Here is a 12,489-nt window from a genome sequence, read left to right on the forward strand (position 1 = left end):
CAGGTCGGCGGAGGCGGGGCTGAGGTTCCGCCTTTTTTCACATCAGTATGTGTAATGTTATTACATTAATCGGAGCAAAATATGCAAAAGCTTCCCGTCACAGTCCTGTCCGGTTTTCTCGGCGCCGGCAAGACAACCCTGCTCAACCATGTGCTCGCCAATCGCGACGGCCTGCGCGTGGCGGTCATCGTCAATGACATGAGCGAAGTGAATATCGATGCGGCGCTGGTTCGCGGTGGTAATGCGGCACTGTCGCGCACCGACGAGCAACTCGTCGAGATGAGCAATGGCTGTATCTGTTGCACGCTGCGGGATGACCTTTTGAACGAGGTGCGGGCACTGGCCGAACAGGGACGCTTCGATCACCTGCTGATCGAAGCAACCGGTATTGCCGAACCCCTGCCGATTGCCACCACGTTCGACTTCCGCGACGAGGACGACCGCAGTCTCTCCGATATCGCCCAGCTGGACACAATGGTCACTGTGGTCGATGCCGCCAATCTCGTGCGTGACTATTCGTCCAGCGATTTCCTGGCCGACCGGGGCGAGACCGCAGGCGACGACGACAAACGGACGCTGGTCGACCTGCTCGTCGAGCAGATCGAGTTTGCCGATGTCATCATCCTCAACAAGATCGGTACGGCGACGCCGGTGCAGCTCGACGCCGCGCGAAAGATCATTGCCGGATTGAATGCCGATGCACGCGTGATCGAAACCGATTTTGCCGAAGTTTTGCCGAAGGACATTCTCGGGACCGGACTGTTCGACCTGGCAAAAGCCGAGACACATCCGCTGTGGTTCAAGGAGTTGCACGGTTTTCGCGATCATGTGCCGGAAACGGAAGAATACGGCATCCGCTCCTTCGTGTATCACGCCCGAGCGCCCTTCGATCCCGGCCGGTTCCAGGCATTTATCAACCGTACCTGGCCGGGCGTTATTCGCGCCAAGGGATTTTTCTGGCTGGCAACACGACCGCACTATGTCGGCGAGCTCAGTCAGGCGGGACCACTGGTGCGCACCAGCCGCATGGGCCGATGGTGGGCATCCGTGCCAAAACAGAACTGGCCGGATGATCCGGGCTTCCACAAGGCCATGGCCCCGTACCTCGACAAGGAATGGGGTGATCGCCGGCAGGAAATCGTCTTCATCGGTGCGGACCCGATGGACGAGACGCAATTGCGGGCGGAACTCGATGCCTGCCTTGTTGCGGCTGAGCGTTTCACACCGACGGCCTGGGAAGCCATGGCCGATCCGTTCGCCGCGTGGAGTTAAGCTGGACTGGGAGGCCGGTTACAGCTTGCCCTTCTGCTGCAGAAGTTGAATGAGGATCTCAGCACCGGCCTCACCGGCCGGTGTCTCGGTGCTGAGGCGATCCCAGACATCATCATAGCCGGAGAGCATTGACACACGCTGCGGCGTGTCGCCGGACATACGCTCGGCCCAGCGCACCATGCTGGCAGGACGCACGACCTCGTTCAGGTATTCCGGCACGACGGCATAATCGGCAATCAGATTGGGCAGCGCACCGGTCCAGGTCTTGATCCGGTGGCTGATCAGCTTGATGATCCAGTCGGTCTTGTAGGTCGACATGACCGGTACATAGGCCAAGGCCAGTTCGAGGATCACCGTTCCGGACGTTGCGATCGCGGCATCCGCATCGGCAAAGGCCTGCCATTTGGCGGCATCACCGATGAGGATCTCCGGCCGCAAGCTCCAGCCAGCCACGATCTCACGCACGCGCGCCTCCTGGCGCGGCACAGTCGGCAGCAGAAAGCGGGTCGGCCCGTTGCGGCGGACAAACTCCTGCATCGCGTCGCCGAAAATGGGCAGCATGGTGGTGATCTCGCTGCCTCGCGAACCGGGTAGAAGCAGGATCGTGTGCTGCTCGCCCTTTGCCTTTGGCGCCTTCACCTTGCGCGCATTGCGAACCCTGACGATATCGGGATGGCTGCTGAGGCGGTGGCCGATGAAATGCGTTTCTGGACCGCCAAGACGGCGCATGACCTCCGGCTCGAAGGGCAGAACGGCGAGTACCGCGTCGACATAGGCGAGCATCGCGGTTGCACGATATTCCTTCCAGGCCCAGACGCTCGGGCAGACATAGTTGACCACCGGCAGGTCCGGCAATTGCTGCCTGACCTTCTTCGCGACCCTATGGGTAAAATCGGGGCTGTCGATGATCAGCAGCACATCCGGCTTTGCTTCGACAATGGCCTTCGCCGTCTTCGATATCAGACCGATCAGGCGCGGAAGCTTGGACAGAACTTGGGTTATGCCCATGATCGACAGTTCGGAGAAGTCGAACATCGACTTCAGTCCCTCGGCCTCCAGCGCCTCCCCGCCGACGCCGATCAACTCGATCGGTCCGCCATGGCGCGCCTTGAGTGCTGCAATCAGATCACCGCCGAGCAGATCCCCGGACACCTCTCCTGCAATCACCGCGATCTTCAAGGGCATGGGTGTCATTCTCCGGCTCCCTTGAGACCCCGATCGATACCGACGACAAACATGCCCGCTGCATTGGCTGCGGCGACCATGGCCTCGCGTTCGATGACCAGCGCCCGGCCGGCCTCGACCGCGATGCCGGCAAGGCCGGCAGCACGGGCATTCTCCACCGTCGATATGCCGACGGCCGGCAGATCTGCGCGCACATCCTGCTGTGGCTTGCAGAGCTTGACCAGAACACCCTTGCGGCGCTGCGATATGCGCCCCTCGGTGCGCAAACGCGCCACGCGGGCAAGCATGGCATCTGTGCCTTCGACGCCTTCGAGCGCAACGATCCGGCCTCCGACACAGACAGCACCCTGACCGACGTCCAGACGTCCCAGCGTCTCGGCGGCGTCCGCAGCGCGCTCGATATCGCGCCAATCGTCACTTGAAGGCTCCACGTTGCCGATCGGCCCCGTCGTCGCCAGCAGAGCGGGCAGGATCTCATGCGCACCGATGACATGGCAGCCTTGCGCCTCGATCAGCGAGATGACCATCTTCAGCACCGCATCATCGCCGCCGGCCAGAAGGGTCCTGAGTGCCATCGGCAATTTCAAGATCGATTTCCAATTCACATGGATTTCGCCAAGCGACGGACGCTTCTTCACAGCGCCCGACATTACGACGCGGCTGATCCTGTGCTTCTGGAAGAGAGCCGAAAGTCCCGACATGTCGCCGACGCCGACGAGCGCAGAATCGAAATCGTCCCAGATGGGATCGGCTTCGTTCTTCAAACGCAGAATGAAGGGGTTCTCGCCGGCCTCGCGCGCCGCTTCGGCAAGAAAGAGCGGCAGCTTGCCGCTGCCCGCAATGATCGCCAGACGGCCTTCGGTTGCCCCGGCCAGTGCCATGCTTCAGCTCTTGCCGCGAAACGGCGACGACAAGGCGCGGTCGCTCTCAGCCGCGATGAAATCGAGAATCTCGATCACCTGCGGGCACTCGAGATACTCGTCCCGGATTGCTTCGGCATTTTTCCGGGCAGAACCTTCGCCTTCGAAGATCTGCTTGTACGCACGGCGCACGGTGTGAATGACCGAACGCTCGATGCCCGCACGGGTCATGCCGACCACGTTCAGACCGCCGAGTACCCCGGGGTTGCCGTTCAGAATGCCGTAGGGAATGACATCATAGGCAACCGCCGACAGTCCGCCGATAAAGGCCTGCCGGCCGATCCGGGTGAACTGGTGCACGGCGCAACCGCCGCTAAGGATTGCACGATCTTCGATCCGCACATGGCCCGCAAGCATTACGTTGTTGGAAAGAATGATGTCATTGCCAAGAATGCAGTCATGCGCGACGTGGGAGTTCGTCAGCAAATGGCAATTGTCACCAATGCTGGTGATACCACCGCCACCGACCGTGCCGGCATTCATCGTAACGCCTTCGCGCATCGTGCAGTTTTCGCCAACCACCAGGCGCGAATCCTCTCCGGCCTCATGCAGGCTCTGGGAAACACCGCCGATAACCGCCATGGGATAAATCCGGCAGCCTCGGCCGATCTCGGTCAAACCGGTGACGACCGCGTTCGATACGAGTTCAACATTGGCGCCCAGCGTTACCCGCGGACCGACATGGCAGAATGGCCCAATGCGCACGTTTTCACCGATCTGGGCGCCGTTTTCGACGACGGCCATCGGGTGAATCACGGCACTTGCTGCAATCTGGCTCATTTCGCATCCTTGCGCATGATCATCGCGCCGATATCGGCCTCCGCTGCAAGGGCGCCATCGACCTTGGCTTCGCAGTGGAATTTCCAGATATTGCCGCGCTGCTTCTGCTTGACGACATGGTATTCGACCCGATCACCCGGAACGACAGGCTTGCGGAAGCGGGCATTGTCGATGGTCATGAAGTAGACGAGGTTGCCGCCCTCACCCTGCTTGCGCGCGCAGATGGCGCCAGCGGTCTGGGCCATGCCTTCAACCAGCAGCACGCCGGGCATGATCGGCGAATCAGGGAAATGGCCGGTAAAATGCGGCTCGTTCGCGGTCACATTTTTGATCCCGATGGCGGAATCATCGCCGTTAATCTCGATGATCTTGTCCACCAGCAGGAACGGATAGCGGTGGGGCAGAAGCTTCATGATCTCGAGGATATCAGCCGATCCCAATTCGCTGGTCGCGATGTCAGTCATTGCTGGTTCCTTTTTCCTTGGCGCGGGCGTCGTAGCGGCTCAGCGTATCGGCCACCTCGCGCAGATAATCCTTCATCGGGCGGGCCGGAACACCGCCATAACGTTCACCCGGTGGAACATCCGACAGGACGCCGCTCATCGCAGCGATCTGGGCACCATCACCGATCGTGATATGGCCATTGATGCCACAGGCACCGCCGATCATCACACCATCGCCAAGGCGCGTGCTGCCGGCAATGCCGACCTGGCTGACGATGCCGCAATGGCGGCCGATGCGAACGTTGTGACCAATCTGGACAAGGTTGTCGATCTTCGTGCCTTCGCCGATCACCGTGTCATCCATGGTGCCACGGTCGATCGTTGTATTGGCGCCGATCTCGACGTGATCCTGGATGATGACACGCCCAACCTGGACGATCTTGATCATGCCGCGCGGTCCCGGCGCATAGCCGAAACCGTCCTGGCCGATCCGCGCACCGTTGTGGATGATGACATTGTTGCCGATCAAGGCGACCTGAACGGTGGCGCCGGCTGCAATGGTGCAATCGCGGCCGATGCGGACGCCGGGGCCAATGACGGCACCAGGACCAATGCGGGTCCCCTCGCCGATCTCGACATCCGCGCCGATGACCGCCATCGGCTCAACTTCGACGCCCGCCTCGAGGCGCGCGGTCGGATCAACAAATGCGGCTGGCGAAATCGCCGAAGCTTCGCTGGTCATGCGCGTCGGACGCATAGCCGGCGGATGAAACAGCGCGCCTGCCAGAGCAAATGCCGTGGCTGGAGCCTTGGTCAGAAGAACGGGAATATGATCGGGGATCAGCGAAAGCAGTGCCTTGTCGCAAAAGATCGCCGAAGCCTCGCAGGTCTTCAACTCGTCCTTGCTACGGCGCGACAGGATGTAACATACATCGCCCGCCTTGGCGCGAGATACCGGCGACACGGATCCAACGATCCGTTCGCCAGCCTCTGCATTCTGCAAATCCGCCCCCGTGTGTGCCGCAAGCATTGCAAGCGTCACCCCGGCATGGGGCGGAAAGAAATGATTATGCTCCATCAGAAAACGCTCCAGAACGTCATTCAGTCAGCAGTTCTGGACCGCCAGTCTTAGAACTGGTTCGCCATGCTGAAGCGGAACTCCTGCACTTCGTCGAAGTCTTCCTTGGCAACCGGAACCGCGTAGTCGAGGCGCAGGGCACCGAAAGGCGAATTCCACAGGATACCCGCACCGACCGACGCACGGATCGTCAGATCCGTACCGACGACACCTGCACTGTTCGAGACGTCGTTACCGTAAAGGGTACCGGCATCTGCGAAGACTGCGCCGCGGAAGTTGAGATCCTGCGGGATGAGAGGCATCGGGAAGGTCGCTTCGGCGGATGCAGCGAAGTAAGTCGTGCCACCGATCGAGTCGCCACCGATGCGCGGACCGATACCATCGTTTTCGAAGCCACGGATTTCCTTGCCGCCGATCTTGAACTGATCGAAGACATTCAGATCGCCGTTGGTCGGCATGACGTGACCAGCAGATGCTGCGATCGAACCGACCAAGTCGTATTCATCCGACAGCGTGTGGTACATGCGGGCGCGGCCATAGAGCTTGTAGAAGTCGGAATCACCGCCCAGGCCTGCATATTCCTGCGTGACGCTGACAAAGAGGCCATCATGCGGGTTCTGCCTGTCGTCCACGGTGTTGTAGACGAACGTGTTGCCGAGGATCGACTGCTTCCACGGGCTGCCATCGATCAGATCGATATAAGGCGCAGCAAGCTGGTCATCGCCACCACCGGAGACACCATCGGCACCGTAAGCGCCATCATTGATGTACTCAAGCTCCTTGTAGGTGTAGCGGATCGTGGTCGCCAGATCTTCGGTGATCGGCGCGGTCACACGGATCGTGCCACCCTGCTCTTCGTAGTCGTAGTAGGAATTGCTGCTGGTCGAGCTCTTGAAGAGGTCGAAGCCGGCGGCAAGACGGTAACCGAGGAAATAAGGCTCGGTGAACGAGAAGTTGTAGGTCTGCGTATCGTCGAAGCCGCCACCGGCAGCCACGCGGATGAACTGGCCACGACCAAGGAAGTTCTTTTCTTCCACCGATGCTTCCAGAACCAGTCCACCATCGCCGACGGAATAACCGGCGCCAACACCGAACGAACCGGTCGGCTGATCCTGAACGTCGACAATCACGATGACGCGGTCAGATGCACTGCCGGCCTGGGTCGAGATGTTGACGGACGAGAAGAAACCGAGGGCTTCAAGACGACGCTTGGCACGCGAAATGGTTTCCTGGTTGAAGGCGTCGCCTTCGGAAATATCGAATTCGCGGCGAATGACGAAGTCACGGGTACGGGTGTTGCCACGAACCTCGATGCGCTCGACATAGGCGCGTTCACCCTGATCGACCAGATAGGTGACGCCGATGGTGTTGGTTTCAAAATTGCGGTCACCACGCGGAACAACGCGGGCGAACGGATAACCGGCAGCCGAGACACGGCGCGAGATGGCTTCCATCGACTTCTGTACGTCGCGAGCGCTGTAGGTGCTGCCCGGATTGGTTTCCAGCAGACCTTCAAGCTCCTTGCCATCGATGCCGTCAACGGTGGATTCCACCGCGACATTGCCGAACTTGTAGCGGGCACCTTCATCAACAGTGATATTGATGACATATTCGTTGCCAGCTTCATTCAGCGTCGCCTCAGACGAGATCACGCGGAAGTCGGCATAACCGTGGTTGTAGTAGAACTGGCGCAATACTTCTTCGTCCGCGCGCAGCTTGTCCTCGTTATAGACGTCTTTGCGAGTCAGGAAGGACAGCATGCCCGATTCCTTGGTGTTCAGCACGGAAGCCAGACGACCATCGGAATAGGCGTTGTTGCCAACAAAATTGATTTGGCTGATCTTGGTGCGCTCACCTTCGTTGATGACGAAAGCAAGATTGACGCGACCTTCAGTGACCGGGACCACCTGCGTGGTCACATCGACGTCACTGCGACCGATCGCAGCATAAGCTTCCTTGATGCGCTGAATGTCAGCCGCAATCAGGCTGTCGCTATACGGACCCATCGGCTGCGTCTGAACCAGACCGACCAGCTTGTCGTCCTTGATCTTGCGGTTACCGTTGAACACCACCTGATTGATCAGCTGATTTTCCACGACCGTCACGACGAGCGTGCCGCCGGACACTGAAATGCGCACATCCGAGAAAAAGCCGGTGGCATAAAGCTGCTTGACCGATTCATCGATGTCGGCGTTCGAGAAGCTCTCGCCCGTCTTGATCGACAGGTTGGAGCGAACAGCCTCGGCGCCAACTCGCTGGGCGCCACGCACATCGATACTGCGAACCACTGCGGCCTCGGCTGCTACAGCCGATACAAGTACGGCAACACCCGCTCCCGAAGACACGATACCAGCAGACAGCGCGACCGCCGATACTGCGTTCAAAAATCTTGAACCAGCCTTCATGTGTATACTTTACCTTCTTCAATTGTCCCGCAGCCGTACCCCGACTCCGGCCCGTGTGTGGTTTTAACGGGTTTTACCCTACAAGCAAGTGCGGACGTTAATTTCTGTTTACTTCATTTCAATCAGTGGCCTAATCGCCACTACGAGTTTGAAACAGCGTAAACAAATCCTTTCGCGCAATACAAGTCAGGCCCTATCCGATCAACCGGCTAATGTCATTCCAGGTCGCAAAAACCATCAGCGACAGGATCATTGCCAGTCCAATACGAAAGGCGATTTCCTGCGCACCGGGACCGACTGGTCTGCCTCGCACAGCTTCAATCGCGTAGAGAACCAGATGCCCGCCGTCAAGGACCGGAACTGGCATCAAATTCAAAAGCCCCAGGGAAACCGAAAGAACAGCAGCTAGATTTAACAGAGCGATAACGCCCAGCGTCGCCATTTCACCCGAGGCTTGAACGACGCGTACCGGACCGCCCAACTGGTCAGCATTCATACGGCCGGCAATCATGTTGCCGATGTAATCGAACGTGCCCGTGATGATGTGACCGGTCTGGCGAAAGCCCTCCCAGACGGCCTGGAGTGGCGACAGTTCGACGACGCGGAAGTTGCCGGAACTTTGATTGGTGATAATGCCGATCTGGCCAACTTCCATCTCGTTGCCGAAGCTGTCGGCGATCACCGCACGCCGGGGCACCATGTCGAAGTCGAGTTCGCTTTCGGCACGCCGGACGGTTACCTTGACCGGAAGCTCCGGACGCATGCTGATATAGCGCACGACCTCATCGAAGGTTTCAATGCGCCTTCCATCCAGGGCGACCAGAATATCGCCGGGCTTGATGCCGACCGCTTCCGCCACGCTGCCGGGCTTCAATTCGGCAACGACAGGATCTGCAACCGATTTCCCCATCGTCGCAAACATGACGGCGAAGATGAAGATCGCGAGGACGAAATTGGCGATCGGTCCTGCGGCAACAGTAACTGCACGCTTCCACAGCGCGGCACCGCCAAGCGTCTGCGCCTTCTCTTCATCGGTCAGTTGCGCCAGTTCCTCGCTGTCCGGCCGGCTTGCAGCATCTGCATCGCCGAAAAATCGAACATAGCCGCCAAGCGGAATAGCTGAGATTTTCCAGCGTGTTCCGTGCTTGTCGGTAAAGCCGACCAGTTCCGGACCGAAGCCGACGGAAAACGCCAGAACCCGAATGCCCGACCACCGACCCGCCAGATAGTGCCCAAGCTCGTGGATGAAGACGAGCAGCGACAGGATGACGATGTAGGGAAGAATGTAGCCGCCGAGAAAGCCGAAGACTGAGGTGATGTGATCCATGTTCCGTTTCCAAACGGCCTATGGCCGCGAAAGGTTAAACGTCAGCCCTGCCCCGATCAGCCATATTCAAAGGCCGAACAGGAAGGCTCCCAGAGAGACTACCGAGCCGCCGCCGCCTGCGGAGAAACCTATGGCAAGAAAGAATGCTGCAAAACAGGCAAATACAAGGCCGTCGACACGATCCATGACGCCGCCGTGCCCAGGAATCAGCTTGCTGGAGTCCTTCACACCAAATCGGCGCTTGATAAAGGATTCGAACAGGTCGCCAATCTGGCTCGAAACAGACAGCGCCAGAGCGACCGCCGGTATCCAGACACCCACATCCTGAAAATGCATCAGCGCGACGCCGATGCCGCCAGCTACACCAGCAACGGTCCCGCCAATCGCGCCGGACCATGTCTTGCCGGGCGAGATGCGGGGCGCAAGCTTCGGGCCGCCGATCGCGCGCCCGACGAAATAGGCGAGAATGTCGGTCGACCAGACGATGATGAACACGAACAGCATCGCGACCAGGCCGAGCGTATCTTCCCCGCGGATCGCGGACAAAGAAATCGCGCTCAAGCCGGAATAGAAAATGCCGCCGGCCTGCCACCAGCTCCAGCGTCCGAAGAGAGAAGGCAGCGCTGCGGTGACCACTAGCCCGGCAAACAGCGGCACATTGAGGTCCGCCGCGCCGAAAACAAGGTTCAGAGCAATCAGCACCATCGAAAACCAGCCGAACGCATGTCCGCGCATGTTGTGCTCGGCAAGGCGTGTCATTTTGGACCACTCGTAGTAGACGAGCAGGCCTATGACAGCCGCCAGGATGCGGAAGGCGACGCCGCCGAACCAGGTTGCAACCAGCACAACCAGGATCATGACGATGGCGGAATAGATGCGGAGCGTCAGTTCTCGGGACATCCTGGCCATCACGAGCCGGTCGCCATGGCGGGCGCAATGCCCCCGAAACGCCGGTCGCGTGCGGCATAACGTTCCAAAGCCGCATAGAAGATTTCCGGCGTGAAATCCGGCCAGTATTCCGGCACGAACATCAGTTCGGCATAGGCCGCCTGCCAGAGGAGGAAATTCGACAGCCTCTCCTCGCCACTGGTGCGGATGATCAGGTCCGGATCGGGAATGCCCGCCGTATCGAGACTGTCGTTCAGCTTCTGCGCATCAATTTCATCTGCTTTGAGCCGGCCGGCCTGGACTTCTGCAGCAAGGTGCGCCGCTGCGCGTGCAATCTCGTCCCGCGCGCCATAGTTGAATGCGATGACCAGTGTGAGGCCTGTGTTGGCGGTGGTGGCTTGTTCCGCTTCCAGCAGCAGGTCACGAATGTCGTCGCGCAGACGCACGCGATCACCGATGATGCGGATGCGAACATTGCCGCGGTTCAAATCCGCAAGGTCCCGACGGATGAAGGTCTTCAGCAGGCCGAAAAGTTCGTTGACCTCCGCTTCCGGCCGACGCCAGTTCTCGGAAGAAAAGGCAAACAATGTCAAGAAGCCGATGCCTGCCTCGCGTGCCGCGCGCACCGTCTCGCGCACCGCTTCGACGCCCTTGCGATGGCCAAGGGCCCTGGGCAGGCCACGGGCATTGGCCCAGCGGCCGTTGCCATCCATGATGATCGCAACATGCTCCGGAGCGGCGCGATTTTGTGCTGTCGACATGTGGTTCAGGTCCAAGCGGCAATACAGGTCCAGATGCGCAAATGCATCCTATACCTGCATGATTTCCTTTTCCTTGTCGGCGAGCAAGCGATCGACGTCAACAATCGTGTCGTCGGTCATCTTTTGCACCTTCTCGGACTTCGAACGGCTTTCGTCCTGGCCGATCGTGCCATCCTTCTCGGCCTTCTTCAGGCCTTCCATGCCGTCACGACGGACGTGGCGGATCGCAACCTTGGCCTTTTCGGCATAGTCATGCGCAACCTTGACAAGCGACTTGCGGCGCTCTTCGTTCAGTTCCGGCAAGGGAATGCGCAGGTTCTGGCCGTCCATGATCGGGTTCAGGCCGAGATTGGCTTCGCGGATCGCACGGTCGACGGCGCTGACCATCGACTTGTCCCAGACGGAGATGCCAAGCATGCGCGGCTCGGGAACGGTGACGTTGGCCACCTGGTTCAACGGTACGCGCGAACCGTAGGCGTCGACGGTGACCGGATCGAGAATATTGGCCGAGGCACGGCCGGTGCGCAGCGACGCGATATCGTGCTTGAAGGCATTGATGGCGCCGTCCATGCGACGCTTCAGATCGTTGAGATCAACCCCTGCAGTCATAATGGCTCTCCCATTGGTCTTGCGGCCGGCGGCTCCTCAGAGCGCGCCCTGGCCATTTCAATTGTCGGTGACGATGGTCATCAGACCACGACCCGAAAGGATCTCGCCGAAACCGCCCTTTTCATGGATGGAAAAGACGATAATCGGAATATGATTTTCGCGGGCCAGCGCAACCGCAGCCACATCCATGACGGCAAGCCCCTTCTGCAGGACTTCATCATGGGTCAGGCGATCGAAGCGGGTGGCCGCCGGGTCCTTCTTCGGATCGGCGGAATAGATGCCGTCGACCTGGGTGCCCTTGAAAATGGCCTGCGCACCCATTTCGGCAGCGCGCAGGGCGGCAGCGGAATCGGTGGTAAAGAACGGATTGCCGGTGCCGCCGGCGAAGATCACCACCCTGCCCTGGGACAGATGGTGGATCGCGACGCGCTGGGAAAAGCTCTCACAGATCTCCGGCATGGCAATCGCCGACAGGACGACCGTGTCGATGTCGAGCTTGCGCAGAGACGTCGCCAGCGCCAGCGCGTTGATGACCGTCGCCAGCATGCCCATGTGGTCGCCGGTGACCCGGTCGCCGCCCTTGGAGGCAACAGCCACGCCACGGAAAATGTTGCCGCCGCCGACAACGATACCCACTTCGACGCCCATGTTGCGGGCTTCGGCAATATCACCCGCGATGCGGTCGGCGACCGCAACATCGATCCCGAATCCCTGGCTGCCCATCAGGGCTTCGCCGGAGCACTTCAGGAGAACGCGTTTGAACAGTGGTTTGGCAGTCATGTAAGCTCCCGAATTCAACTCTCAGCCGGATACACGAAGGG

General features: G+C 59.7%; 12 protein-coding genes. 1 reads left to right on the forward strand and 11 read right to left on the reverse strand.

What is annotated here, in order from left to right; genetic code table 11:
* Positions 1–81 precede the first annotated feature (81 nt).
* Entirely contained in the window at positions 82–1,272 is a 1,191-nt protein-coding gene (locus tag GVK95_RS15505; protein ID WP_159951217.1) for a GTP-binding protein, read from the forward strand.
* A gap of 18 nt (positions 1,273–1,290) precedes the next feature.
* Here the strand turns inward: GVK95_RS15505 and lpxB are convergent, their stop codons facing one another.
* The 11 genes from lpxB to pyrH form a co-directional block, all read right to left on the reverse strand.
* Positions 1,291–2,466: a lipid-A-disaccharide synthase gene (gene lpxB, locus GVK95_RS15510; RefSeq protein ID WP_159951219.1), complete on the reverse strand. Its 1,176-nt coding sequence runs from the start codon at positions 2,464–2,466 to the stop codon at positions 1,291–1,293.
* Positions 2,463–3,338 (reverse strand): LpxI family protein, encoded by an 876-nt coding sequence (locus GVK95_RS15515; protein WP_159951221.1) that lies wholly within the window; start codon positions 3,336–3,338, stop codon positions 2,463–2,465. The genes lpxB and GVK95_RS15515 overlap by 4 nt, the downstream gene beginning before the upstream one ends.
* A 3-nt stretch (positions 3,339–3,341) precedes the next feature.
* On the reverse strand, positions 3,342–4,157 hold the full coding sequence (lpxA, locus tag GVK95_RS15520; RefSeq protein ID WP_159951223.1) for an acyl-ACP--UDP-N-acetylglucosamine O-acyltransferase: 816 nt from the start codon (positions 4,155–4,157) through the stop codon (positions 3,342–3,344).
* Positions 4,154–4,621, reverse strand: coding sequence for a 3-hydroxyacyl-ACP dehydratase FabZ (gene fabZ / locus GVK95_RS15525; RefSeq protein ID WP_159951225.1), 468 nt, complete (start codon positions 4,619–4,621; stop codon positions 4,154–4,156). Before fabZ ends, lpxA begins: the two co-directional genes overlap by 4 nt.
* On the reverse strand, positions 4,614–5,678 hold the full coding sequence (gene lpxD, locus GVK95_RS15530; protein WP_159951227.1) for a UDP-3-O-(3-hydroxymyristoyl)glucosamine N-acyltransferase: 1,065 nt from the start codon (positions 5,676–5,678) through the stop codon (positions 4,614–4,616). The genes fabZ and lpxD overlap by 8 nt, the downstream gene beginning before the upstream one ends.
* Before the next feature lie 50 nt (positions 5,679–5,728).
* On the reverse strand, positions 5,729–8,083 hold the full coding sequence (gene bamA / locus GVK95_RS15535) for an outer membrane protein assembly factor BamA (RefSeq protein ID WP_159951229.1): 2,355 nt from the start codon (positions 8,081–8,083) through the stop codon (positions 5,729–5,731).
* Between the two features lie 193 nt (positions 8,084–8,276).
* Entirely contained in the window at positions 8,277–9,410 is a 1,134-nt protein-coding gene (rseP, locus tag GVK95_RS15540; RefSeq protein ID WP_159951231.1) for an RIP metalloprotease RseP, read from the reverse strand.
* Between the two features lie 66 nt (positions 9,411–9,476).
* Complete coding sequence (locus GVK95_RS15545; RefSeq protein ID WP_200844307.1) at positions 9,477–10,310, reverse strand: phosphatidate cytidylyltransferase; 834 nt, start codon at positions 10,308–10,310, stop codon at positions 9,477–9,479.
* 8 nt (positions 10,311–10,318) lie between these two features.
* Positions 10,319–11,059: an isoprenyl transferase gene (locus GVK95_RS15550; protein WP_159951235.1), complete on the reverse strand. Its 741-nt coding sequence runs from the start codon at positions 11,057–11,059 to the stop codon at positions 10,319–10,321.
* A 48-nt stretch (positions 11,060–11,107) separates the two neighbouring features.
* Positions 11,108–11,668 (reverse strand): ribosome recycling factor, encoded by a 561-nt coding sequence (frr, locus tag GVK95_RS15555; protein WP_159951237.1) that lies wholly within the window; start codon positions 11,666–11,668, stop codon positions 11,108–11,110.
* Positions 11,669–11,725: 57 nt separating this feature from the next.
* Complete coding sequence (gene pyrH, locus GVK95_RS15560) at positions 11,726–12,448, reverse strand: UMP kinase (protein WP_159951239.1); 723 nt, start codon at positions 12,446–12,448, stop codon at positions 11,726–11,728.
* Positions 12,449–12,489 lie beyond the last annotated feature (41 nt).

Origin of the sequence: Rhizobium sp. 18065 (assembly GCF_902706095.1) — a bacterium.
Taxonomy (GTDB): Bacteria; Pseudomonadota; Alphaproteobacteria; order Rhizobiales; family Rhizobiaceae; genus Allorhizobium.